We start from the raw sequence: 25,973 nt of genomic DNA on the forward strand, positions 1-25,973 counted from the left end.
TTTCAACTACTTTTTTTTGCTATTTACTCATTTATTTTCGGTACATAAAAACTACGGCCATCTAAACCAAAAATTCGTTCAGTGTAGCTTCCTGGTTCTGTTTGACTAATGGCTGTACTCATCATCTGCATTGAAGCATCGAGGTTGTCAATTTGATGTAAAATTTCAGCTTCCATGATGCGTGGGCGTACTGGCGAGCCATATTCTAGTAATCCATGATGGGTCAACACCATGTGCCGGAGCAACACAACATCCTCACTAGCCGGATCAATCGATAAGGCCACACAAGCTTTTGTAATCTCCTCATCCACAATAACAAGATGCCCCACTAGATTTCCTACTAACGTATATTCCGTTCCCACTGGACCAGATAGCTCAATCACTTTGCCTAAATCATGAAGCAAAACACCAGCATAAAGCAAAGCAGAATCTAGTTGGGAATATTGACTTACCATTGCTTTTGCCAAGTGCAACATTGTCGTTGTATGATAAGCCAAGCCCCCAGCAAACGCATGATGGTTACGTTTTGCTGCTGGGTACTCAAAAAATTCCCGATTGTATTGGTTGAACAAATACCGAACAATGCGATTCCAATGAGGATTAGTAATTTCAAATAACGTTTGGCTGATGAATGCCTCCATCTCCTCCCGTTTCACAGGGGCGCGTTCCATAAATAAACTAGCATCGGATGGTTCTTCGTCTTTTGGTAACCGCAAATGAATGATCTTCACCTGTGGATTTCCTTGGTAGACTTCTCGTTTTCCATCAAGACAAACCACTTTTCCCGCTGAAAATTTTTGAATTTCCTCTTCGGATGCATCCCAAAATTTTCCATCAATTGTGCCACTCGTATCTTGAAATGTGAAGGCAATAAATTTTTTGCCATTTTTGGCAATTCGAACATCTGCTTGCTTGATTAAAACAAATAATTGAAAGGTTTCATCAAGGGTTAATTCTCTAATTTTTTTCATTACGTGGCTAGCTTTGTGGATGCACAGCATTCAACAAAGCTAGAATTCACATCCTTTCATTCGATGGACATTCGCATTTGGTCCAATTCCTGATAATAGCTTACCATTTCTCGGTCTGAGGATAAACAGATGACCTGCATCGTTTTTCCAAATTCTTTAAAAAGTTGTGCTAAATCATATTTTCGTTGGTAATCATAATGCAACCATCCGTCGTCAATCATTATTGGACATAACGTTTCATTGCCCTGTAAAGAAAGATACGCAAAGCGAATGGCCATAATCAACTGATCTTTCGTTCCTGTGGACAATTGATAAATATCAAACGTCTGTTTCTCATTTGCTACAAACAATAGTCCTTCATCAAACCAAATTTTTTGATAATGATTTCTCGTCAAAATTTGAAAGAAGTGCACTGCTTTTTGCACTAATTGTGGTAATTGTTGTTCGGACCGATTTGTGGCTAGGTCCCCAAGCATCGCTGCATGAAGTTGATTGCTTGCCCATTGTGTAGTACTTTCTTGCAAGTCGTCTTCAAGCAACACACGCTGTTGGTAAAGTTCATCAAGGGTCCCATCTTCTTGCAATTGAGCCAGTTCCAGTCGCAATTTTTGTTGTTCAGCTACCAACAACTCTTTTTGGTGTTTGAGGTCCATTTGTTGTTGGTGATTTTTTTGCACAAGCATTGCTAGCTCATCTTTTTTTATTTGCTGAGGATAGATACCAGCTAACATCTGGGCTAGTTCTCGCTCACGCTTCCGCCGTTGCCAATGTTCTTCCCACTGTCTCATCCACATTGGGATATCCGTTGGTTGCTCAATTCCTAATTGATGCAACAACGCATCGTGTGTTTTGATTAACTGCTCCCGTTCGAGTTGCAATTGTTGAACTTGTTTGGCTAATAGAGTACTGGGTTGTTGCAAACGTTCCATTTTAATCGCCTGCATTTCTTCGCCAAAAGCCAAAATCTTCGTCACTTGCTCCATTAAAGGTAACTTGGCCAACGGTAGCCATTCCCCAAAATCAGCCCAAATTTGTTCCTTTTCCGCTAATTTGGTCTGTATAGTGTTGATGCTTTGGCGCAATGGTGGCAAACTTTGTAACAAATCCAAATATATTTGCACTTCTTCATCGTAATGTTGCACGATGAATGGCCACTCATCAACTGGAACTTGCTCTCCAAAGAAAGGATATAATTGGTGCACCAATTTTTCGTATGCTTCTTGTTTTCCCAGCAGTTGATCACTCAGATCTTGCAATTCCAGCTCATAGTTTGTTTGCCTTTTGGGTGCCTCTGAAGAAGACTCATGCACTGACTGGGTATTTTTTGATGATGATAGACGATAGGACATGATGCCACTACTTATTCCTAAAAGCATGAAGAAAATACTTGGTCCCAGTTCCCTTATTAAAACGGTTATCCCACCCAAAACAAGCGCTACAATTGCCACGATACGTAAGGGTTTTGCATAATCCTTTTTCACCTGATAGTGATCAATTTCGCTCATTTGCTTTTCTTCAGTTGCTACTTGTTGTTCAGCTACCCAGCGCTTTCGTTCATGAAGCAGTTGACGTTCTTGTTGTAATTTTTTTATCATTGCTAATTGATCATAAATGGCTTGTTGGGCAAGGGCAGGTGGCTGGTCGGCTTGCCACCCCCATTTTGCTTCCAATTTTTGTTGTTGCTGCAGCTTTACTTGTAACGTACTCGTTTGTTGCGCTACTTGATCAACCATTCGCGCCAATTCGACTTGTGCTTTGCTCACTTGTTGAATTGTTGCTTCATGTTCTAAGTAAAAAAAATACCGTTCAGAAGTGTTGCCTTGCTCCAATCGGGCTATTTCAGCTTGATGTTTTTGAATCGTTGCTGTCACATCTTGATAACGCTGGTAAAAGTGTTGTACTCGTCGTGTCAGCTCCGGTGTTGCTAGGTTTTCTTCTTTAGGCAATGTTTGTCTGAGCATTTGCCATTCTTCATAGAGACTCCAATGAAGTGTCTGCTGCTCATATTGCTGAGCATGCTCATGTAGCGCTGTTGACGTTTGATTCATTTGTTCCATTTCGTGTTGAATTTGCCCAACTCGTTGCACTTTTGCTTGGACTTGAGCCTCTTGTTGTTCTTTAACTTGAATGCGCGCTTGCAACTGTTTGTATTGTTGAATCAGTTGATTTAATGGCAACCGTTGCCCTCTTGGACGGAAGAGTGCCTGATTATTTTTTTTGTCGGCTTGTATACTGGACATGATGGACTGATTTCCACTAATTCCTATTGATAACAGTGCTTGATGCAATTCGTCTTCTTGTAAGTGATCAAGTTTGGACAGTTGCTCTTGTTGGAAGGTGTAGATTTCTTGGAACATTGCTAATGTCAGGCCACCTAATACCGTTTGCAAGTGTTCTTCCGTTGTCTCTAATTCACCAAGCCATACGCGAGCTTTTCCACGATTTGCTTGACGGAACCGCTCGATTTTAATCGATTTATATTGGGGAGTCGCTATCCATAAACGTCCCCCATAGGCAGCTCCATCTGTCGGCGTATAGTCTCGTTTTTTATTGGATTTCTTAGGAAACCCAAAGAGCATCGCTTGGATAAACTGATAAAGAGTGGATTTTCCCGCTTCATTTTCCCCATAAATCAATTGATTGCCTGCTGAAAAGGTAAACTCTCGCTGACGATAGGCGCCGAAACCAACAATTTCGGCTTTCATAATATGCATTATTCCCCCTCCTCTTTCACATCAAATTCTTCGTAGATGCGCCGCTGAACATTGACTAATACCTTTTTTTGGAAAGAGGTAGTCTGAAACAGCTGACTCAAAACCGGTTGTGTCCACAATTCCTCAACAGTTTGATGAAAAACAGCGGGTTCTTGATAGGTCTGATACAAAAGTTGCCATTCAGCAAAATCAAGTAATAGCGGACTGCCTTGGTCCTGCTGTGCTTCTTTAACCACTGTGACATCGTATAACCACTGGGTTGTCTGCTCACCTTGCCTTTGATTCACATAAGCCAACAGCTCTTGCTTTTCTACGGGTGATAACCAATCACTTGGTAAATCGTCCGTATCAAAAAGCTCTAACTGTAAAAAGCATGGGCGAGAATGGATTGGTTCACTCAGCAAGCGATCCAAGACGTTTTTTTTCGATGAACAGCCAGCTAAAGATAGTTGTCCGGTAAGCCAATGAATCCCAGCAACAGAAATTTGTTCGATGATAGGTGCCTGTTGTGGATGGATGGTAACAAGTTGAATTCCTGCAATTTTGTCTTCTTTTTTATTTCGACCGAGCGGGGTCCCCGGATAACAGATCGGAGGCTGACTGGCTAACTTAGTGGGAACATGAATATGCCCTAACGCCCAATAGTCATAGCCTTTGGTTTGCAAATCTGCTACTTGGAATGGTGCGTATTGCCCAGATACCCCCACTTCCCCATGGTACATGCCAATGTGCACATCGACAGCCATACGCGGCGGAAATTCACTGGCTTTTGTCGTGCGAATCCATGGATGACAGTAACTGAACGCACTGATAGCATAACGTTCATGTTCTGCTGTCTCCCCCATCATGGTTGCGACCTCCTCTGATGTAAATAAATGAACATTTTTAGGAAAATCAAACCAATAGCGAGTTGGATCATAATAATCATGATTGCCAAAACAAAGATAGACTGGAATATTTCGCTGCGCTAAACGATCCATTTGTTCAAAAAATAAGCGTTGCATTTTTAATGTTGGACGGTTTTGGTGAAACGTATCCCCCGCCAATACTAAAAAATCAACCGCTTCTTCTAGTGCAACATCGACAAGCGTTTGCACCATCTGTTGATTGTACTCTAAAAAAAAGGCTTGATACTCTTTAAGAGCAGACAGGCCTTCAAATGGCCGATCGAAATGCAAATCGGCAGCATGAATAAACCGTACCATTCTGTATGACTCCTTTGCGTTTATTCCTTTATTTTATCATGTTCTCTGTCAAAAGTCAGAAAAAATGCGAAAACTTGTTCGTATTTTTTCTGATTTAGACGGCAACCACTTCCAATTTAATTCGATCTGGATCTTCAAAATAGACCGCATACTGATTCTGTCCACCTGCAAATGGATACAATTGATCATAAAGTAACGTTGTGGGATTCATGATAGTCAATTGATCATGTATTTGATCAACCTTCAGCCGAGATGTTGCCCAGAAAGCCAAATGATTCAGTCCTATGTGCGTACGATTATAACCCATTGATTGTTTTTCTTTGGCTACTTCAACAAAAACTAAGTAACAATCACCTTGACGGAACGTTACGCCATTCACCCAATGAGTATCCAGTTCGAATTCCAAATTACAAACCAACAACCAATGATAAAATTGGACCGTGTTAGCAAGATTGGCTACATAAATTTCAATATGGTTCATGCTCTCCCACTCTTTCTACAAAACAACAGTCGTTTCACATTTAGTTCGTGCTAAATGTGAAACGACTGTCTTTATTTTAGTATGAACGTTTTTTATTCGCCTTCGTACAATTCATGAACTGGTGCCATAACAATCTTGTTCATATCATTCACCAATAAGCTAAAGGCTTGCTCGGCTTCCATTAACTCTGCAATCCCCGCTTCGGCTTGGACAGCTGTTGTTAATTCTTGCGCTTTTTGAGCATCTTCTTCCGTCATTTCTTCGCCGCTCATCATTTTTTGTTGAAGTGTTTGTTGAAAGGCTTGAAACTCTTTAAATAAGGCATAGGCTTCCGTTTTTTCTTTTAAATTTGCAAATGCTTCTTGCAAGGCTTTGTATTGATCGGTTGCACGAATTTCTCGTTCTAGTTGCGTTGCTGTATCATAAATATTTGCTGTCATGATGTTCCTCCATTCATTCTTCTTTCTCTATTTTACCATCTTATGAGAGCTCTGACAAAACCCTTTATTGATTTTCTTGGATTTTCCCCCAGAGGTTATTCCAAAGCTCTTTTGATTTTTCCTTAACTGTATTTCCAAAATCTGTTAACCCTTCTTTGGCTTTTTCGGTAAAGTCATCTAATCCCTTTTGCCAATTATTGTCCGTGGATTCCCCTGACTGCTCTTTGGCTTCTTCCGGTGTTAACACTTTCCCACCTGTGTCGTAAGCATCAGCCACCTCAAAACTGGTTCCCTTGGTATAAGGTAATACACTTTCCGCAACTTTTTTAAAAATCAACCCTGCGACGGTTTCACTCGTGCCGTGCAAGTAATGTTCAGCACTCGTCTTTTCAAAGCCCAACCACGTCGCCATCACTAAATCTGGTGTGTAACCAATCACCCATTGATCATTTACTTTGGTTGCGTCAAAACCTGTTTCGGTCGTTCCTGTTTTCCCAGCGACTGTGTAGCCATATGGATCTGCTAAAACCCCTGTTCCATGTGAATACGTCCCTAGTAAAATACTCGTCATTGCAGTGGCTACTTTTTGCGATACCACTCGTTTGCCTTTGACTTCAGTATTGTCAACAATCACCGCACCGGTAGAGTCGACAATCTTCGTAATTAAATGTGGCTGATAGTACGTGCCGCCATTGGCAAATACGCTATACGCTGCCGCCATCGTCAGCGGTGACTCGCCATATTGTAGCCCACCTAACGCTAAGCCCCAATACTTGTCTTCATCAGTCAAGGATAAGCCGAATTCTTTGGCCTTATTAAACCCAGTCTCTAAACCAATCTCATGTAACAACCAAACTGCAGGCAAATTCAAGCTTTGTGCGACGGCTTGATACATTGGGACCTCACCAGAATACGTGCCGCTATAATTTTGCGCATCGTAATAACTTAGAGGACTATCTTGTAAGACGCTAGCTGGTGTATAACCTTTTTCCAAAGCTGGTGCATAGACAGCTAGTGGCTTAATGGTCGATCCAGGTGACCGCTTCATCTGGGTAGCAAAATTAAACCCACGAAAGACTGACTCCCCTCGTCGACCGACTAAGGCTGTCACGCCCCCATTGCTTGGATTGATGGCGACCGTTGCTGATTGTACGATTGCGCCATCTGATGCATTCTCTGGGAAATAGCCATCGACAGCATACGTTTCTTGCATCGCTTTTTGTTGATCTTGATCCAACGTGGTATAGATCTTATAGCCGCGATTCATAATATCATCGGCATCCAGCCCATATTCATCGACTGCTTCATTAATCACTGCATCAAAATACGAAGGATACTGGTAATTATCAGACGATGCTTGGTATGTATCATTGAGCAAGCTATCCAACGAGACATTTGCTTGTACTTTTGCATCGCTAGCACTTAATTTATTATTATCGACCATCAGTTGTAATACGGTATCTCGGCGATTCGTTGCATTTTTCAAATGATCAATCGGGTTATAAATTGATGGTCCCTTTAGCATTCCAATCAAGGTTGCTGCTTCACCCACTGTCAGTTCACTTGCATTGACACCAAAATATTTATTTGCAGCATCTTGCACACCCCATACCCCATTACCAAAGTAAGAAGTATTTAGGTACATCGTCAAGATTTCATCTTTGGAATAGTTCTTTTCTATTTCGACAGCCAAGAAAATTTCCTTCGCTTTACGCGTAAAGGTCTGGTCTAACGTCAAATACGCATTTTTAGCCAACTGCTGGGTAATCGTACTTCCGCCGCCGCCCTCGGTACTCCGATTAATTACCATCCGTACAGCAGCCCGCGCAATTCCTTTAATATCAAAGCCGTGATGCGTATAAAAATTACGATCTTCGGTCGAAATAACTGCATCGATAAGCGCGGGTGACATATCATCTAAATCAATATACGTTCCTTTTTGCGCATATAATTTCCCAGCGCTTTCTCCATCTGTATCGTAGATCATCGTGGATTCTTTTAATCCTGATTCTAATTCTGATACATTTGTTGTCTTTGCTACATAAAATAAATACACACTCACACAAAGCAAACAGACTAAAGCAACTAAGAGAAATACTTTATGCAGATGGTATTTTTTCCAAATCCGCTTGCGCCATAAATGCAGTTGATGCAAGTATGGTTTGCCCCATAACCAAAAGCGCTTGCTGTATGTTTTGAGGGCTTGCCATAAAGCAGCCAAAAATTGTTTCACATTCATCTTCTTCCTCCATTAAGTCTACTATACCGAAAAAAAGCAAGGCCAGCATACGTCTTAGGAAGGAAATTCCTTCTCATACGTTCTCAATTAGTGTATCATGTGTTTGCTATCAAAAGAGGATTTTTTTGTTAAAAAAATCTTAAACATCAATCATGCTCCATTAGAAAGGAATCATATGGATTACCAAATTACTTTGCCACCTACCCAACAGACGACCACCGTTCGCGAGCTGCTCGAAATGCAATGGCTTGTACCAAGAAAAGTACGGCACTTTCTTCGTATCCGCAAAAACGTTTGGGTCAATGATCAGTTAGCACTCTTTCACCAAGAAGTACGAGCAGGGGATCGAATCACGCTACGTTTAGAAGCAGACGATTATAGCTATCAGCCCGTCGCACTCGGTCAGGCAAGCCGAGTATCCGTCTTATTCGAGGATGAGCATCTGCTTTTAGTAAACAAGCCCGCTGGTATCAAGACCCATCCGAATCAACCAAATGAAGACGACACGCTACTCAATGATATAAAAGCGTACCTTGCACCCAAACAGCAACAAGCCTATGTCGTCCATCGACTAGATAAAGAAACGAGCGGCGTCATTTTATTTGCCAAAAATCCGCTAGTCTTACCGATTTTAGGACGTCTATTAGAGCAAAAGAAAATCTATCGCACCTATCAAGCAATCGTAACTGGCAAACTCACAAAAAATTGCACGATTCGAAAAAAAATCGGCCGTGATCGCCATGACCGCCGCAAACGAGTGATAGATGAGCGTCATGGACAGCAAGCCGTGACACATGTGCAAGTCATACAGGTTCACTCCCAGACAACAAATATTACCTGTCAACTAGAAACGGGACGCACCCATCAGATTCGCGTCCATCTCGCAAGCATCGGCCACCCAATCATCGGTGACTCACTTTACCAAACCAAACCGGCCGAACGTCTCTTCCTACATGCCTACCAAATGCACTTTATCCATCCTTTCACGCAGCAAGAAATGACGATTGCCACACCTGATTCCTTATTCGGTTGCAACCTTGTAAACTAAATCAGACTGCTTTTATTTATGATGAATTATGCTGGAAATTCCAGTAATCGTTTGATTTCAGTGCAGCCTGAAAAACCGAAGAGAATTCCTTCTTTTCGGTTTTTTTATATCCATCGATTGGTTGTCTTTGTTTTTGGGATGGCTTCGTAGAATTTTCGTCGCGCATGGGCAAGACAATAAATGAGTAAAATCCCATCTAACGAACTATACACCGAGTACCCATCACAATGGAGATAGCCAGTACATTCTTTCAAGAAATCTTGTGAGACTACCGTTTTTCTTGTCTCATGATGATGGGAAACAACTAACGGAGTAGAACTATCAGACATGTTACTAAATACCCAGAAAACCGTTGATTCCTTATTGCTGTTTAGCACACGATAGGTTGTTTCATCGGCATAAGACATCTTCTTTCCACAATTGTTTCTGAAATCGTTCAACGAGTAATGATAAATACTCATGTCCAACTAAATTTCGCCAATTACTAATGTTTTCTCGTGTAATTGCTAATCCTATTTGATTCCAATAAGTAATTTGACGATAGGCTGGTACGCTCATTTCGTTTCTGATGAATTGTTTCTGTAACGATACTTTATTATCTACTGAATTCTTCTACTGCATTTTCAAAATCCAATGTATTTTTATTATATTTTGGATTTGTACACTTGCGACATGATCGTTTTCAAACGATAAGTTCTGCATTATCAGAAAAAGGATTCTGTTGCAACGCTTCGACTTCTAAAGCAGTGAGCGCCCGGTACTCCCCTAATGCTAATGATTCATCTAGCGTTAGTTGCCCCATCCGAATGCGTTTCAAATAGACCACTTCTTTCCCCACTGCAGCAACCATACGCTTTACTTGATGAAATTTCCCTTCATGCAAAATGAGCGAAATCTGACTTGTTTGGGCTGATTCATCGACAGATAAAATAGTTAGTTTTGCTGGTAGACACTGTTCTCCTTGGTCAATCATCAGACCCTCAGAAAACAATGCCACATCCTCAGCCGTCATCACGCCAGCCACCGTGGCATGATATTCCTTCTCCACGTGCTTTTTAGGGGACAACAAGCGATGTGCTAGTTGACCATCATTGGTCAGCACTAATAGCCCTTCTGTGTCTTTATCTAAACGCCCCACTGGAAATAAATCTTCTCTAAAATCCTCATCTACTAATAAATCCATAACCGTTTCGTCGTAATTATCGACCGTCGCTGAGATGACACCAGCCGGCTTATTTAATAGATAATAATAATCCTTCTGATACTGAATGACTTCTCCTTCAAAAGAAATTTGATCTTCATATTCGTTGATTTGTGCTTTATCACTGCGAGTGATTTCGCCATTGACGGTCACTTTTCCTTTTTTGATGAATTGTTTTACTTCTTTGCGACTACCCAGTTGCATCGTAGCCAAAAATTTATCTAATCGCATCGTTTTCCTCCTTGTGAGTACAAAGAACTTTCCAGACAAATGGCAAACACCCATAGTTTGAGCATTCATTTTCCACCTTTTGTCTAAAAAGTTCTCGTCTCATGTTTATTTTATATGCAATTTTCGTCTTAGACGCACCATACCAGGTCCTAATAATTTGTCGGCAATCCGGATTTTTAACGCCATGTAACAATACGCAGCGGCCCCGATTCCACCTACAAGTAAGACCAATAAGAAAGCCGCACCTTTATGCTCTACTGAGAAGACTTGTCCAAAAATCAAGCGAGAAATACCGGCAATGATAAGTAAAATCACTGTCATCAAGCTAATCAAGACAATCCTTCGTAACGTCAACATCCGATTAAAGCGCGTCATCTTATGTAGGTGACGGACATTCAAGTAGCACGTTACACTTAGCGCGATGGTCGTCGATAAGAGCGGCCCATATACTTCAAATAGAAAAATAAAAGGAACCTGTAAAATAAGTTTTAAGATAAAACCAATCACTAGATATTGGACTGCTGCTTTGTTTTCATACATTCCTTGCAACATGCTGGCTGTTAACATGAAAAAACCTAATACCAAGCCAGACAAAGAAGCTTCAATCAAGACTCGTGTTCCTAATACATTTGGTTCATAAAAAATGGTATTCAGTGGATAGGCCAATAAAATCATCCCGAAAGTCGCCGGCAACATCACAAAAAAGTACAGTTGCAAATTGTTACTAATCAAGCGCGCTAATCCACGACGATCATCTAATGCATAGGCCTCTGTAATCAATGGTAACCCCACGGATGCCAGTGCGATTGCCAAGCCAATAACCACCATCGTTAGCTTGTCAGGGTTTGCTCCAAACAATGCCAACAGCTCCATCGCCTGATTTTGCGTATAGTCTGCAAACAATCGTAACGTATGGATAAATGAAAATTGATCAATTAATTTAAAAATCGTAATTCCAGATCCTACGATAATAAAAGGAATCGATTCTTTTATTGTCGTAATCAGCAAAGACTTGGTATCCAAGACGACTTCTTCTTGGCTATGCTCGGCTTTTATATCCATCCGAATCTTTTCAGTCCGGAAGTAATAAATCAAAATCCCCATCCCTGCAATGGCACCGATAAAGGCGGCAAACGTCGACTGAGTGACCGCATCCACATAATTACCATCGCGAATCTTCATGATGATAAACGTCGTCAATAACATATAAAAGACACGTGCTAGTTGCTCAATAATTTGCGAAATTGCATAAGGAGCCATCTCATGAATCGCTTGAAAATAGCCCCGCATCACACTCATCAATGGGATAATTAACAGCGCCACACTTAAAGAACGCATCGTAGGAATCAAGGCCGCACCACCACCCGCTACGCTAGCTAAAAATGGCGAGCTAATGTACATAATCAAGGCAAACACGCCACCAAAAACGGACATTAATTGCATCGCACGCACGAATAGTTTCTTACTGGTTTTGTATTCTCCTCGCGAATTATGGTAGGCGATTTGCTTGGCAATGGCCGCAGGGATACCCGCTGTCGAAATCATGATGAACAATGCATAGACATTGTACCCCATACCAAATAATGCATTGGCTGACTTCCCGTTTTCTCCCATCCAGTAATACCAAGGTAAGATATAGATTGCACCTAATAGCCGCGAGCCGATATTGCCAATAGTTAACCAGGCGGAACCGCGAGCCATTTGTTCCTCATTGCTTAGACGTTGCTTGTGAGTATCATCTGTTTGCTTCATCGCTTCTTCTCCATCTTCTATCTCTACATATCTTCTATTCTAATGCGAAACGCTACTAGTGGCAATGAATTTTTCTAAGATGCCACTAAACAAGCTGCTCATTATGGACTTTCTTAATTGTTCACAAGTGGAGGATTCTTCTATGCCTATCTCATACATACTAGCTAATATGGTATAATACCTTCAATGATAATTAGTCAAGGGAGCTTAGCTATGTACAAAAAAAAATTAAAAGACATCTACGCAGTCCTCTTGCGTGAAAAGATGCTAAAAGAAGTCATCATCCAACAACAATGGCATATCACACTACCCGATCACCCCATTGTGGATCACGTGTTTCATTCCTTATCTTATGACTCACGAGAAGCCGATGAAGCGACACTATTCTTTTGCAAAGGGCAACAATTTAAAGAAGTATTTTTAGAGCAGGCAGTTACTGGTGGAGTTAAAGTATACGTCTCCGAACAACCATACGATTCAATCGATGCAGTCGGTCTGATTGTCACAGATATTCGAGAAGCCATGGCTATGATTGCTCAATTTTTTTACGACCATCCTGAAAACAAATTAACAAAAATCGGTATTACTGGTACCAAAGGAAAAACCAGCTGTGCCTATTTCTTAAAAGATAGTTTGGAGCAAGCCACAAATCATAAGACTGCCTTGTTCTCTTCTGAAGAAACGACTTTAGATGGAGTTCACTACACACGCTCCCATCTCACAACACCAGAAGCGCTCGATTTATACAAGCAAATGGCTAAGGCTGTCGAAAACGGACTGACCCATCTAGTGATGGAAGTCTCTTCGCAAGCGTACAAGACAAAGCGCGTCTTCGGCCTGACTTTTGAACTAGGAATTTTCCTAAATATTAGCCCGGACCACATTAGCCCAATCGAGCATCCAACATTTGACGATTATTTGTATTGTAAGCGTCAGCTGATTCAACACAGCAAACAGATGATCCTAAATGCCGATAGTGATTATTTTGAGCTTTTAGCTGAGACGTGCACCCTTTATCACGTACCCTACGTCACGTTTGGTCGCTCACTAACAGTCGATGTCGAGATTCAAGATGCAACAGACACACGCTCGTTTGACTTGATTGCACACACGCTGTCATTCTCAGACCTAGAGGGCGGCTATCGTCTGGCAATCCTTGGTACGTTTAATCACGACAATGCCACCGCAGCACTACTGGTCAGTCATTTACTCGGCTTTTCCGAAAAAATCAGCCGTCAAGCCATCGCAAACACCGTCATCCCTGGTCGAATGCATGTGATTGATGAGCCGAACCAGCCATTGATTTTGATTGACTTTGCGCACAATTACCTAAGTATCAAAGCAGTCGGCGAACTGGGACATCACTTGCGCCCGAATGGCAAAGTAATTATCCTGACTGGTAGTACGGGCGGCAAAGCCTTGAGTCGGCGAGCAGACATCGCCAAGGCACTCTCAGAAATTGCCGATGAAGCGATTCTAACGAGCGATGATCCGAATTTTGAAGATCCCGCAGCGATTGCAAAAGAAATCATTAGCCATATCGACAACGATGCTCTCTCGATTACAGTCGAGACACAGCGCGAGAAAGCCATCGCTATCGCCCTATCCCATGCGACGACCGAAGACATTGTTGCAATTTGCGGCAAAGGAACCGAAAAAGAAATGAAAATCAACGGTCTAGGTGAACCTTATCCTGGTGATTATGAAGTCGTACAACAATTATTGAACTAACTGTTCATGCTTGCATAATGCGCAAGCACTTTCTTTTGTTTTTGTCACAAGTTGTACTATAGTGAATGTGTAAGACCACTAAAGAAAGGGTGTTTTTCATGAGCAAAAAAATGGCAGTATCGACCGTTATTAATGAAGGTGGACGTGAAGGCGTTAGTAAATCATTGAATGGCCACTTAGAAGTCAAAACAACCGGTACGAAAAAAGAAGGCTACACCAATCCTGAAGAATTATTCGCAGCAGGTATTTCTGCTTGTTTTAATGGCGCGATGGTCTTTCCACTAGAACGCGACGGCTTAGGCGACAAGCATCGTTCTGTCCGAGCTGAAGTGACGTTATTAGGTGATTTGCCCGACTTTACAACCTTGCATCTTGCTGTCCATTTGATTGGTAAAATCGATGGTGTTTCAAAAGAAGATACATTGAAATATATGGAAGAAACCGATGGCATCTGCCCTTATTCAAAAGCGATTCACGGTAATGTGGAAGTTACCTATGATGCGGAAGACGGTCGCTAGAAGTATACTCGTCTAAATAACGTTCTAAGAGTATTTCAGACGATCGTTTAAAAGCAATTAGTAACGACAACAAAAAGCCAGGAAATCCAAAAGTTTGAGAACCAACTTTTGGATTTCCTGGTCTTTTTTTGTAGCAAAATATCTCAGCCTCTTTAATTAGCAACAATATTGACTAATTTATTGGCCACAACGATTACTTTACGAATGGTTTTACCACTAATAAAGTCTTGAACGAGCGCATCTTCCGTCGCTAGTTTTTCGATTATTGCTTTGTCTTCATTTAGAGCGACCGTTACTTTCGAGCGCACTTTACCATTGACTTGGATAACCATTTCAACTTCATTTTCTACTATTGCTGCCTCATCAAATGTTGGCCAAGCAACATAAGAAATGCCGTCTTTGTTTCCTAGCACCTCCCATAGCTCTTCACTAATGTGTGGAGCAATTGGCGCCAATAGTTGCACAAATCCTTCAACATACTCGTAGCACAATGATTCTGCTTTGTATGCTTCATTTACAAAGACCATCATTTGTGAGATGGCAGTATTAAAGTGCAATTGGTTATAGTCTTCTGTCACTTTTTTCACCGTTTGGTTGTAGACTTTCGTCAATGAGCCATCATTAATCGTCGTAATGCGATCGCGTAATTTGCCCTCTTCATCGACAATTAGGCGCCAAACACGTTCGAGGAATTTACGGCTACCTTCTAGGCCATTTTCACTCCAAGCAATCGATGCATCCAAAGGCCCCATGAACATTTCATACATCCGTAGCGTGTCTGCTCCATACTGTGTCACGACATCATCTGGATTGACCACATTTCCTCTTGATTTGGACATTTTTTCATTGTTGCCACCTAAGATCATGCCTTGATTGAATAATTTTTGGAAAGGTTCTTTGGTAGGTACTACACCCAAATCATATAGGAATTTATGCCAGAAACGAGCATAAAGCAAATGTAAAACGGCATGTTCTGCCCCACCAATATAAATATCCACTGGTAGCCAGCGTGTCAACTTGCCATAGTCAGCCAAAGCTTTTTTGTTATGGGGATCGATGTAGCGTAAGAAATACCAAGAGCTTCCTGCCCATTGCGGCATGGTGTTGGTTTCACGACGACCTTTTTTACCAGTCTTAGGATCAACGACATTGACCCAATCATGGATATTGGCCAGTGGTGACTCTCCTGTGCCACTTGGACGGATATCTTTCGTTACTGGCAATCGTAATGGTAATTCTTCTTCTGGGATTGTCGTCGCTGTCCCATCTTCCCAATGGATAATTGGAATTGGTTCCCCCCAATAACGTTGACGAGAAAACAACCAATCTCTTAGGCGATAGCTGACTTCTTTTTTCCCAATTTGTTTTTCCTCTAACCAGCTGACAATCGTATCAATGGCCTCTTGTTTGTTCAAACCATCTAAAAAGCCTGAGTTGATATGTGTACCGTCACCAGTAAAGGCTGCTTGTGTCACATCGCCACCTTCTAAGACTGGAATAATCTCTAAGCCAAATACTTTGGCAAAGTCATAGTCACGTTCATCATGCGCTGGTACAGCCATAATTGCCCCTGTACCATACGTAGCAAGTACATAGTCAGCAATCCAAATGGGAATCTTTTGTTGGTTCACTGGGTTAATCGCATACGCACCTGTGAAGACACCCGTTTTTTCTTTTGCTAGATCTGTTCGGTTAAGATCGGATTTTTTCGCTGCTTCTTCGATGTACGCATCCACCGCTGCTTTTTGCTCTGGTGTCGTAATTTCTTTCACCAAGTCTAATTCAGGCGCAAGTACAGCATACGTTGCACCAAATAATGTATCTGGACGTGTCGTAAATACTGTAAAGTCTTTGTCAGTACCGTCTACTGAAAAAGTCACATTCGCCCCTACAGAACGACCAATCCAGTTGCGCTGCATTTCTTTGATGCTTTCTGGCCAGTCTACCTCTTCCAAATCTTCTAACAAACGATCCGCATAGGCTGTGATTTTTAGCATCCATTGGCGCATTGGCTTACGCACCACATCATAGCCTCCGCGCTCACTCTTGCCATCGATAACTTCTTCATTTGCAATAACTGTTCCCAATTCAGGAACCCAGTTTACCGCTACTTCAGCCTCATAAGCGAGCCCTTTTTCATATAATTTGGTGAAAATCCATTGTGTCCATTTGTAATACTCTGGATCTGTCGTATTGATTTCACGGTTCCAATCATAACTAAAACCGAGTGAATTAATTTGATGGCGGAAGGTTTCAATATTTTTTTTGGTGAATTCAGCTGGATCATTCCCTGTGTCCAAGGCATATTGTTCTGCTGGCAAGCCAAATGCATCCCATCCCATTGGGTGTAATACGTTGTACCCTTGACTTCGTTTCATTCTCGCTAAAATATCTGTTGCTGTATAGCCTTCTGGATGTCCCACATGTAGTCCTTGACCAGACGGATATGGAAACATGTCTAGTGCATAAAATTTTGGCTTTTGGGGATCATCATGGGTATTAAACGTATTGTTTTTTGCCCAGTATTTTTGCCATTTCTTTTCGATTTCTTCGTGATTATAGCTCACTTTCGCCACTCCTTTTTATGATTGCTAAAAACGCCCTATAAGAAGCATCAGCTTCTTATAGGGCGTTTTACATTTACGCGGTACCACCTATTTTCCCTTTTACAAAGGCTCCACGTGATAACGGAACGACCGTATTTTCCTACATAAATTCAGAAAATAACACTCTAAGGCGAGTTCGAATGTTTGCCCACATATTTCCACCAACCATATGCTCTCTACTGATTCAAACCATTCTACTATTCCTTATCAACGTGATAGGTATGAAGTTGTATCTGATGACAGTCTACCAAATTTAGAAAAAAAGTTCAATGACTTACTCTAATTTCAATGTTTGTCCGATTAAAAGAATATCCGCAGACAATTGATTGACTGATTTTAACGCGCTCACTGACAAACCATGTGCTTGGGCGATTTTCCAAAGACTATCCCCTTTTTTGACTGTGTAAGTCTTCGCTGAAGTTGTAGTGGTTGTTGTTGAAACAGTTGTCGTGCTTGCTATACTTGCTACACTCGTTATTGCGTTCACTTTTAATCTTTGGCCAATCAATATCAAATCGCTGCTTAAATTATTCCAGGATTTCAACTGCGCCACGGTCACACCGTATTTGTTGGCGATTTTGCTTAAATAGTCGCCTTTCACTACTGTATAGGTTGTCGTTGTAGTTGTTGACGCGGCCGTATTTGTTGTCGTGTTGGTAGTGCTCGCTGTACTTGTACTTACGGTATTTGTACTTGCGACACTCGTTGTTGCGTTCACTTTCAATTTTTGGCCGATCAATATCAAATCACTGCTTAAATTATTCCAGGATTTCAATTGCGCTACGGTCACACCATATTTGTTGGCGATTTTGCTTAAATAGTCGCCTTTCACTACTGTATAGGTTGTCGTTGTAGTTGTTGGCGCGGTTGTATTTGTTGTCGTGTTGGTAGTGCTCGCTGTACTTGTGCTTGCGGTATTTGTACTTGCGGCACTCGTTGTTGCGTTCACTTTTAATTTTTGCCCGATCAATATCAAATCACTGCTTAGATTATTCCATGATTTCAATTGCGCCACGGTCACACCGTACTTGTTGGCGATTTTGCTTAAGTAGTCGCCTTTCACTACTGTATAGGTTGTCGTTGTCGACGCGGTTGTATTTGTTGTCGTGTTGGTAGTGCTTGCTGTACTTGTGCTTGCGGTATTTGTACTTGCGGCACTCGTTGTTGCATTCACTTTCAATTTTTGGCCGATCAATATCAAATCACTGCTTAGATTATTCCATGATTTCAACTGCGCTACGGTCACACCGTACTTGTTGGCGATTTTGCTTAAGTAGTCGCCTTTCACTACTGTATAGGTTGTCGTTGTTGACGCGGCTGTATTTGTTGTCGTGTTGGTAGTGCTCGTTGTACTTGTACTCGTCGTACTTGGTGAATCATATTGCGTTAAATTGTATTGAGCAATTACGCGATTCAAGACAGTCGCATAGTTAGGGGCAGTAGCATAGCGCCCTGTTAACCAAGCAGTCGCATCTGTATATGTCGTTGTATTGCTTTTCCATGCGCCTGTATAATAGTAGCTACCACCAAACGAGGTCGTTTTTAGTACATTGGCATTATCTTGAAAAGATTCTGTATAAGAGGGGTATTGACGGAACGGCTCATTCTTTGTTACATATTGACCATTTAAAAACTCTTGTGTATTCATATAGACTGTTTGGCCGTTGTAACTTCCTTTAATCCCGAACAAATTATAGTTTGGTGCTTGTGCTAATGCACTCTGTCCCCAGCCACTTTCGACAATTGCTTGAGCAATCATGACCGAAGCATATAGATCATTGGCTTGAGCAATAGGGGCAGCATAAGCAGCTATGGTATTGATAAATGCAGTTTGACTCGTTGTTGATGATGTATAGCCACTTGTATCTGCTAAAACAACTTTAGTTGGCAATAATGGTACGAGTACCGAGCAAGCTGTCACAGCTGTCCCTACTATTGCTACTTGATGTCTGAGCGATTGATAGCGAGTGGCTATTTTAGTTGGCTTGTTATGTATGGTTTTACGAGATTGCGCGTCTTTCATCATTTCCCCTCCATTTTTCTCGAAACTATTTTCAGTATAACTTTAATCAATCCTTAATAAAAGCTTAAACTTTAGATTTTCTTAAATGTAATTTCTTTGTAATCTAAACGATTCGATTGTAATAAATAATGATTGCATAAAGTGGTCAGCTAAGTTTTACTTATGCTTTTTAAGCTATGGTATAATGAATACACGTAAATTTGAAAGGAATTATTGCATGCAAACACCACAACAAACAACAAAATTATATAGTCAATTTACTGCGAGCTGCTTTTTATTGTTATTTATGTTTTTAGGCTATGTGGTGAAGTTTTATCCACAGTGGCTAAACTCATTTGACCAACTAGGGACGGCAATAATCCGCTTTGACTATCCTAACTGGAACCCTTTTTTCCTATGGGTCACTAAATTCGGGAACCCGACTACGGTTTCAATTTTATTTGTCGCAATCCTTGGTTTATTTTTGTATTGGAAAAAATATGCAGAAGCACTGTGGCTTAGCTTAGGGGTCATCGGCATCGCTGCTATCTTTAATCTCCTTATCAAGCTTTTCTTCACGCGAGAACGCCCATCTTTGGTGCACTTAGTAACAGAAAACAGCTACAGTTTCCCCAGTGGTCACGCAAACGGCAGCATGGTTTTTTATGGAACACTCTTTTTATTGATTCCTTTTTTCATTCAAACCAATTGGGTCAAATGGCTACTGCGCATCATCTGTGTCTTTTTGATTATTGGTATCGGGACTAGTCGCATATATTTAGGCGTGCATTATCCAAGCGATATTCTGGCGGGCTATTCAGAAGGACTTGTTTGGCTTGGCTTCACTTATCCTCTCTTTAAAGAAAAACAATTTATTTGGCGCTTTACACAAAAACAAAAATGAAAGAAGGAGCAGCTCATATGAGCGATTATACGTACCTTGATAGTTCCGGCAAACGATACCACACATGGAACGGTGCTTTACGTGACGAATTTGGCGGAAAATTATTTAAAGTGCCCATCGATGGTGGCTTTGATTGTCCCAATCGCGATGGCACCGTAGCACATGGTGGCTGTACATTTTGTAGTGTCTCTGGTTCTGGTGATATGATTGTCGCCCCACATGATCCACTCCCTCAACAATTTTACAAAGAAATCGACCAGATGCATCAAAAATGGCCGGGTGTCGCACAATACATCGTCTATTTCCAAAACTTCACCAATACACATGCTCCCGTGGAAGTAATTCGTGAGCGCTTTGAACAAGTCGTCAATCTTCCTGGCGTCGTCGGGCTATCAATTGGTACACGACCTGACTGCTTGCCTGATGAGGTGGTCGACTATTTAGCAGAATTAAACGAACGACTTTATCTGTGGGTCGAATTAGGCTTACAGACAACCTTCGAACAAACAAGTACGCTCATCAATCGTGCACATTCTTACGACACCTATCTTGAGGGTGTGGCAAAGCTTCGTAGCCATGGCATTCGCGTCTGTACGCATCTCATTAACGGTCTACCTGGTGAGACCTATGACATGATGGTTGAAAATGTACGACGCACCATTCACGATGCAGATATACAAGGCATCAAGCTCCATCTGCTCCATCTGATGCGCAATACTCGCATGATTCGCGATTATCATGAAGGACGTTTGCAACTACTTTCAAAAGAGACCTATGTTTCCCTTATTTGCGATCAATTAGAACTCATCCCGCAAGACATCATCATCCATCGATTGACTGGCGATGCGCCTTGGGATTCTCTTATCGGGCCAATGTGGAGTCTTCAAAAGTGGGAAGTACTGAATGCGATTGATCGTGAATTAGAGAAAAGAGAGAGTTTCCAAGGGAAATTCTATCAAAAGAAAGAAGATACGCACTATGCTACCCACGGCCTTAACTTATAGTCATCAATTAGCCAAAGAAATCATCCTTTCTGGAGATTGTGTCGTCGATGCTACGATGGGCAATGGTCATGATACAGCATTCTTGGCCCAGCTAGTTGGGCCAACTGGTCATGTTTTTGCTTTTGATGTCCAAAAGCCAGCACTCATCGCGACCGAACAACGGCTACTCGCAGCCGATTTGTTAGATCGTACGACTTTAATCCATGACGGACATGAGCAATTTACTCAGTACTTTCCAAAGCAAACTGCTCTTAAACTAGCCATCTTTAATCTAGGTTATTTACCAAGTAGTGACAAACAGATTATTACTCATAGTGAGCATACTCTAGCAGCCATCCAGCAAATGCTCCCTGTTCTTGCTAAGCGTGGCCGGATCTTGCTTGTTGCATATTATGGTCATCCTGGTGGTCAAGAGGAGCTAGATCACGTACAAGCTTTTTGTCAGACGTTACCGCAAGAAGAATACCAAGTGATGACCTATCAATTTATCAACCAGCGTAATGCTCCACCAATTTTATTTTGTATCGAAAAAAAATAACCAAAGCGCGTATGATAAAATTGCCTTTACGCTGCTAAATCCGAGTGGCAAAAAAGACTAGAAAATCCAAAAGTTTGAAAAATAACTTCTGGATTTTCTAGTCTTTTTGCTTTTCTGTCGCTTAAATATGTTTAAATAGTGCGCATAAACATTTTTTATTCTTCTAACCATGTCAATACGCGCTGAATCCAATGATCCCAAAATTCCCAATTGTGTGCACCAGGTCCTTCTTCATACGTCACCTCTAAGCCTTTTGCTCGCATCTTTTGTACTGCGTATTGACTAGCAGGGTAAAGTGGATCTCCTGTACCTACACAAACAAAAATTCGGGGCGCGTGTGCGGAATTGACTTCCTCTATTAGATGAATTGGATCATTTTCCGATCCTTTAAATTGCTGCACATCGCCAAAGATACCCGTCCAATACGCCGGATTGGGTAACTCTTCAAATGGCTCCAGCATGTCTGCCAGCGCTAAAGCACCCGACAGAGAGGCAATGGCCCCAAATGATTCTGGACAGCGCATCCCTAACTTTAAAGCGCCATAGCCGCCCATTGATAAGCCCACAGCAAATGTCTTCTCTCTTTTTTTCGTTAATTGCGGAAATAGCTCGTGACAAATACGTGGCAGTTCCTCCGAGACAAAGGTCCAATAGTTCATGCCAAACGTCGTGTCTGTATACCACCCCAAATCCGTGGATGGCATAATCACAGCTAGCCCTTTATCTGCAACATACCGTTCAATCGATGTTCGTCTTTGCCAGACACTATGATTGCCATGCATCCCATGTAAGAGATACATAACAGGAAGATCCTCCGTTTGCCCCACTTGATTCGTTCCGTATGCTTTTTCTGTTTTTTGAGGAAGAATGACATTAATCATTACTTCCATTTGCAATACATTTGAAAAAATATTCGCTTGTAAAAAAGCCATCTTATCACCTGCTTATTTGTTTGTTCTTATTGTACCAGTTTTTTGTGTTAATGTAAGAGCAGAAACAATAGCTACGATGACCAATAAGATAGCCACTCCATAAATACTATGCAATCCTTGATACAAAACATGTCGCAGTGCTTGTAGAGACTCTGTCGGCAATAATTTAGCCGTGTGAGGATTCACCAATTGATTCATTGCATCTTCTGGAACAGCAATCGTCAATTTTGTTAATTCCTTCGCAGTCGCAGCATTAAAAATAATACCGAAGACCGCAATCATCATCGTTTGCCCCAACGTTTTAGCGAGTGTATTGAACGACGTTGCGACGCCTAGTTGTTTGTGAGGGACACTGTTTTGTGCGCTGACCGTTGTTATGACGATTGTCGCACCCATCCCAGTGCCTATCACAGCTGAAATTACAAAAAAAATATAAAATGGAGTTGCAAATGGCATCAAAAATAATAATGTCCCACCAATCAAGGTAACAAGTAGTGCAATGAGTAGATTTTTTCGTAATGAAAAAATAGTTAGCCAATTGCTAGCAACTGATGAGCCATACACCCACATAATCGACTGCGGTGCCAAGATCAAGCCACCAATCGCTGCACTCATTCCCAATACACCTTGCATCCACATTGGAATATAAACTTCCACTCCCATCAGAAAGCCACTAACTAGCGCCGCAACCAAATTCACGACGACAAAGGTACGATTACGGAACAACTCAAGAGAAATCAATGGATCCTCCGCCCGTTTCTCAACTTGAATAAATACGACTAAACCAATTAGACTAATTAAGAAAAACATACCGACTCGTAACGACAACCCTTCGTCACCTAAATACTGAATGCCAATTAAAAAGAACATCAACATCATCATCGACATCAGACTGCCTAGCATATCCATTTTCTTATTGGTCTTAGGTCGTTTCTCTTCAATTAAATACCTACCTATTAACCAAATCAGTCCAAAACCAATTGGCACATTGATGAAAAATATCCAATGCCAACTAAAGAGATCGACCACGATACCACCCGCCAGCGGGCCTACAACACTTGCGACCCCCCATGCAGTACTCGTTAACCCAAGAATTTTTCCTCTCTTCTCAGCCGAGTACAAGTCGGCGATAATTGTGAACGCGACCGGCATCATTGCACCCGCACCAATCCCTTGAATCGCTCGCGCAATAATCAAGTGCACCATAGAGTACGACATGCCACACAAAGCAGAACCAATCATAAAGATAGCCGTGCCAAATAAAAAGACGGGCTTTCTGCCAATCATATCAGCGAGTTTCCCATATACAGGTGTCAGCATCGCATTCGTCAATAAATAAATCGAAAACACCCAGTTCATAATTTCAATACCTTTAAGCGACCCAACAATTGTTGGCATTGCCGTTGTAATAATGGTGCCTTCGATTGCAGTCATAAATGTTGCCACAAACACCGCTGCTGTGACTGCTTTAATATTCGTTTTTCTCTCCATCTCATCCTCCAAAAAATTGCATAAAAAAAGACTTCTATTAAGAAATAACTACTTAATAGAAGTCGCCTCTTTATTCCTTCACACTTGCCACTAGCGCATCAACTTTGTCAGTCTGCTCCCAAGGCAAATCGATATCTGTACGACCAAAATGTCCATATGCAGCCGTCTGTTTGTAAATAGGACGACGCAAATCTAACATTTCGATAATCCCTGCTGGTCGTAAATCAAAGTTCTTACGCACGGCTGCAATCAATTTATCATTAGCCACTGTTCCAGTTCCAAACGTATTAATACTGATTGAAACAGGCTGAGCCACTCCAATAGCATAGGCCAATTGCACTTCAACTTTACTTGCTAATTTAGCTGCAACAATATTTTTGGCAATATAACGAGCAGCGTAACTAGCAGAGCGGTCTACTTTAGTCGCATCTTTACCAGAAAATGCTCCCCCACCATGGCGAGCGTACCCACCATATGTATCAACGATAATTTTTCGTCCTGTCAGACCAGCATCCCCTTGAGGTCCACCAATGACAAACCGGCCAGTAGGATTAATATAATATTTTGTTTGATCATCCAATAGTTTATTCGGGATGACCTCTTGAATAACTTGTTCAATCACATCTTTACGAATCGTTTCATTTGAAACTTCTTCGTCATGTTGGGTACTGATGACAACTGTGTCCACACGTAATGGTTTTTCATTTTCATCGTACTCTACTGTTACTTGTGACTTTGCATCAGGTCTAAGATAATCCAAGGTACCTGATTTTCTTAATTCTGCTAACTTACGGACCAAACGATGGCTCAAAGCAATTGGTAACGGCATTAACTCAGGTGTTTCATCCACAGCAAAACCAAACATTAAGCCTTGGTCTCCTGCTCCAATCTCATCTAATTTATCGCCTTGTGTACCACGAATTTCTAACGCTTCGTTGACCCCTTGAGCAATATCTGGTGATTGCTCATCCAATGCAACCAAGACAGCCACATTATCACCATCAAAGCCATATTTGGCTCTAGTGTAGCCAATGTCTTTGATTGTTTGACGGACAACTTTTTGAATATCGACATAAGCCTTCGTTGATACTTCACCAAAAACAAGAACCAAGCCAGTTGTTACAGATGTTTCACAGGCCACACGAGCTTCCGGATCCTTTTCAACGATTGCGTCCAAGATAGCATCACTGATTTGATCAGCCACTTTATCCGGATGTCCTTCAGAAACAGATTCTGAAGTAAATAAATGTTTTTCTGACATTTTTTATTCCCCCTAAATTTCGATTCGGTTACAAGGCATCTTCGCTATTCGTTCATATGCGAATCCTTTCGGGAACTTGCAACGAAATGATTATACCACGTTTCTAATTGAAATAGCGCATATTTCATTTGAAAGCAAAAAAAAAAGCATTCAGATGAATGCTTCAATGATCCGTACGGGAATCGAACCCGTGTTACCGCCGTGAAAGGGCGGTGTCTTAACCGCTTGACCAACGGACCATGCTAAAACGGAGAAGGAGGGATTTGAACCCTCGCGCCAGTTTCCCGACCTACACCCTTAGCAGGGGCGCCTCTTCAGCCACTTGAGTACTTCCCCAATACCAAAATATTTGAAACTATGGGCCTAAATGGACTCGAACCATCGACCTCACGCTTATCAGGCGTGCGCTCTAACCAGCTGAGCTATAGGCCCATTTTAAAAAACTAAAGCGGGTGACGAGAATCGAACTCGCGACAACAGCTTGGAAGGCTGTAGTTTTACCACTAAACTACACCCGCATAACAATGGCGCGGGACAGAATCGAACTGCCGACACATGGAGCTTCAATCCATTGCTCTACCAACTGAGCTACCGAGCCAAAAGCGGTCCCGACGGGATTTGAACCCGCGATCTCCTGCGTGACAGGCAGGCATGTTAACCCCTACACCACGGAACCATATTAGTTTTTAATTGCGGGAGCAGGA

Annotated in this window: 19 protein-coding genes, 6 tRNA genes, 2 pseudogenes, 1 riboswitch and 1 other annotated feature; of the genes and pseudogenes, 6 read left to right on the forward strand and 21 right to left on the reverse strand. The window is 41.7% G+C overall.

Annotated features, from left to right (window positions below; all coding sequences use genetic code 11):
- Window positions 1-23: 23 nt before the first annotated feature.
- The 6 genes from HMPREF9088_RS10260 to HMPREF9088_RS10285 all read right to left on the reverse strand — a co-directional run bounded on the left by HMPREF9088_RS10260 (window position 24) and on the right by HMPREF9088_RS10285 (window position 8,050).
- Entirely contained in the window at window positions 24-971 is a 948-nt protein-coding gene (locus HMPREF9088_RS10260; RefSeq protein ID WP_007209187.1) for a 3'-5' exoribonuclease YhaM family protein, read from the reverse strand.
- Window positions 972-1,027: 56 nt separating this feature from the next.
- Window positions 1,028-3,685, reverse strand: coding sequence for an AAA family ATPase (locus HMPREF9088_RS10265; protein ID WP_007209188.1), 2,658 nt, complete (start codon window positions 3,683-3,685; stop codon window positions 1,028-1,030).
- The gene (locus HMPREF9088_RS10270; protein WP_007209189.1) at window positions 3,685-4,890 is read right to left on the reverse strand and encodes a metallophosphoesterase family protein; all 1,206 of its coding nucleotides are present in this window, start codon (window positions 4,888-4,890) and stop codon (window positions 3,685-3,687) included. Before HMPREF9088_RS10270 ends, HMPREF9088_RS10265 begins: the two co-directional genes overlap by 1 nt.
- 94 nt (window positions 4,891-4,984) lie before the next feature.
- Window positions 4,985-5,371: a VOC family protein gene (locus HMPREF9088_RS10275; protein ID WP_007209190.1), complete on the reverse strand. Its 387-nt coding sequence runs from the start codon at window positions 5,369-5,371 to the stop codon at window positions 4,985-4,987.
- Window positions 5,372-5,463: 92 nt separating this feature from the next.
- A complete protein-coding gene (locus HMPREF9088_RS10280; protein ID WP_007209191.1) occupies window positions 5,464-5,811 on the reverse strand; it encodes a YlbF/YmcA family competence regulator in 348 nt (115 codons plus the stop codon).
- A gap of 64 nt (window positions 5,812-5,875) precedes the next feature.
- Window positions 5,876-8,050 (reverse strand): PBP1A family penicillin-binding protein, encoded by a 2,175-nt coding sequence (locus tag HMPREF9088_RS10285; protein ID WP_007209192.1) that lies wholly within the window; start codon window positions 8,048-8,050, stop codon window positions 5,876-5,878.
- 175 nt (window positions 8,051-8,225) lie between these two features.
- Here HMPREF9088_RS10285 and HMPREF9088_RS10290 point away from each other — a divergent pair, with 175 nt between their 5' ends.
- Entirely contained in the window at window positions 8,226-9,098 is an 873-nt protein-coding gene (locus HMPREF9088_RS10290; protein WP_040367441.1) for an RluA family pseudouridine synthase, read from the forward strand.
- Window positions 9,099-9,124: 26 nt separating this feature from the next.
- On the opposite strand, the pseudogene HMPREF9088_RS12245 reads toward HMPREF9088_RS10290, so the two are convergent.
- The 4 genes and pseudogenes from HMPREF9088_RS12245 to HMPREF9088_RS10300 form a co-directional block, all read right to left on the reverse strand.
- Window positions 9,125-9,202 (reverse strand): annotated as a pseudogene (locus HMPREF9088_RS12245) (IS6 family transposase); the annotation flags it as partial.
- Window positions 9,203-9,656, reverse strand: a pseudogene (locus HMPREF9088_RS11745) (IS66 family transposase).
- A 124-nt stretch (window positions 9,657-9,780) separates the two neighbouring features.
- Window positions 9,781-10,530, reverse strand: a complete 750-nt coding sequence (locus HMPREF9088_RS10295; protein WP_052607497.1) for a pseudouridine synthase — start codon at window positions 10,528-10,530, stop codon at window positions 9,781-9,783.
- Window positions 10,531-10,635: 105 nt separating this feature from the next.
- Window positions 10,636-12,282 (reverse strand): putative polysaccharide biosynthesis protein, encoded by a 1,647-nt coding sequence (locus HMPREF9088_RS10300; protein WP_007209197.1) that lies wholly within the window; start codon window positions 12,280-12,282, stop codon window positions 10,636-10,638.
- A 213-nt stretch (window positions 12,283-12,495) separates the two neighbouring features.
- On the opposite strand from HMPREF9088_RS10300, the gene murE reads away from it, so the two are divergent.
- Window positions 12,496-14,013 (forward strand): UDP-N-acetylmuramyl-tripeptide synthetase, encoded by a 1,518-nt coding sequence (gene murE, locus HMPREF9088_RS10305; protein WP_040367038.1) that lies wholly within the window; start codon window positions 12,496-12,498, stop codon window positions 14,011-14,013.
- Window positions 14,014-14,111: 98 nt separating this feature from the next.
- Window positions 14,112-14,531, forward strand: a complete 420-nt coding sequence (locus tag HMPREF9088_RS10310) for an Ohr family peroxiredoxin (RefSeq protein ID WP_040367041.1) — start codon at window positions 14,112-14,114, stop codon at window positions 14,529-14,531.
- A 152-nt stretch (window positions 14,532-14,683) separates the two neighbouring features.
- Here HMPREF9088_RS10310 and leuS read toward each other — a convergent pair whose 3' ends face one another.
- Together leuS and HMPREF9088_RS10320 are read right to left on the reverse strand one after the other, a co-directional pair.
- Window positions 14,684-17,098 carry a leucine--tRNA ligase gene (gene leuS / locus HMPREF9088_RS10315; RefSeq protein WP_040367044.1) on the reverse strand — a complete coding sequence of 805 codons (2,415 nt, stop codon included), beginning with the start codon at window positions 17,096-17,098 and terminating at the stop codon, window positions 14,684-14,686.
- A 55-nt stretch (window positions 17,099-17,153) separates the two neighbouring features.
- Window positions 17,154-17,357, reverse strand: a binding site (T-box leader).
- A gap of 54 nt (window positions 17,358-17,411) precedes the next feature.
- Window positions 17,412-19,160, reverse strand: a complete 1,749-nt coding sequence (locus HMPREF9088_RS10320; RefSeq protein ID WP_040367046.1) for a LysM peptidoglycan-binding domain-containing protein — start codon at window positions 19,158-19,160, stop codon at window positions 17,412-17,414.
- 217 nt (window positions 19,161-19,377) lie between these two features.
- On the opposite strand from HMPREF9088_RS10320, the gene HMPREF9088_RS10325 reads away from it, so the two are divergent.
- The 3 genes from HMPREF9088_RS10325 to mnmM are packed head-to-tail and all read left to right on the forward strand — an operon-like array spanning window position 19,378 to window position 21,585.
- Window positions 19,378-20,043 (forward strand): phosphatase PAP2 family protein, encoded by a 666-nt coding sequence (locus tag HMPREF9088_RS10325; RefSeq protein ID WP_007209202.1) that lies wholly within the window; start codon window positions 19,378-19,380, stop codon window positions 20,041-20,043.
- Window positions 20,044-20,060: 17 nt separating this feature from the next.
- The gene (gene mnmL, locus HMPREF9088_RS10330; protein ID WP_040367049.1) at window positions 20,061-21,047 is read left to right on the forward strand and encodes a tRNA modification radical SAM protein MnmL/YtqA; all 987 of its coding nucleotides are present in this window, start codon (window positions 20,061-20,063) and stop codon (window positions 21,045-21,047) included.
- Complete coding sequence (mnmM, locus tag HMPREF9088_RS10335; RefSeq protein ID WP_007209204.1) at window positions 21,022-21,585, forward strand: tRNA 5-(aminomethyl)-2-thiouridylate-methyltransferase MnmM; 564 nt, start codon at window positions 21,022-21,024, stop codon at window positions 21,583-21,585. The genes mnmL and mnmM overlap by 26 nt, the downstream gene beginning before the upstream one ends.
- A gap of 155 nt (window positions 21,586-21,740) precedes the next feature.
- Here mnmM and HMPREF9088_RS10340 read toward each other — a convergent pair whose 3' ends face one another.
- The 9 genes from HMPREF9088_RS10340 to HMPREF9088_RS10380 form a co-directional block, all read right to left on the reverse strand.
- Complete coding sequence (locus HMPREF9088_RS10340; RefSeq protein ID WP_007209205.1) at window positions 21,741-22,517, reverse strand: alpha/beta hydrolase; 777 nt, start codon at window positions 22,515-22,517, stop codon at window positions 21,741-21,743.
- A gap of 12 nt (window positions 22,518-22,529) precedes the next feature.
- A complete protein-coding gene (locus HMPREF9088_RS10345) occupies window positions 22,530-24,008 on the reverse strand; it encodes an MDR family MFS transporter (RefSeq protein WP_007209206.1) in 1,479 nt (492 codons plus the stop codon).
- A gap of 70 nt (window positions 24,009-24,078) precedes the next feature.
- A complete protein-coding gene (gene metK, locus HMPREF9088_RS10350; protein WP_007209207.1) occupies window positions 24,079-25,269 on the reverse strand; it encodes a methionine adenosyltransferase in 1,191 nt (396 codons plus the stop codon).
- Window positions 25,267-25,356: riboswitch (SMK box riboswitch) on the reverse strand. It overlaps the preceding gene by 3 nt.
- A gap of 80 nt (window positions 25,357-25,436) precedes the next feature.
- Window positions 25,437-25,508: transfer RNA gene (locus HMPREF9088_RS10355), tRNA-Glu, on the reverse strand.
- Window positions 25,509-25,517: 9 nt separating this feature from the next.
- Window positions 25,518-25,605: transfer RNA gene (locus HMPREF9088_RS10360), tRNA-Ser, on the reverse strand.
- 22 nt (window positions 25,606-25,627) lie between these two features.
- Window positions 25,628-25,701 (reverse strand) — tRNA-Ile (locus tag HMPREF9088_RS10365).
- 15 nt (window positions 25,702-25,716) lie between these two features.
- A tRNA-Gly gene (locus tag HMPREF9088_RS10370) sits at window positions 25,717-25,787 on the reverse strand.
- Between the two features lie 7 nt (window positions 25,788-25,794).
- Window positions 25,795-25,867 (reverse strand) — tRNA-Phe (locus HMPREF9088_RS10375).
- Between the two features lie 5 nt (window positions 25,868-25,872).
- A tRNA-Asp gene (locus HMPREF9088_RS10380) sits at window positions 25,873-25,945 on the reverse strand.
- Window positions 25,946-25,973 lie beyond the last annotated feature (28 nt).

Origin of the sequence: Enterococcus italicus DSM 15952, from assembly GCF_000185365.1 — a bacterium.
GTDB lineage: Bacteria > Bacillota > Bacilli > Lactobacillales > Enterococcaceae > Enterococcus_G > Enterococcus_G italicus.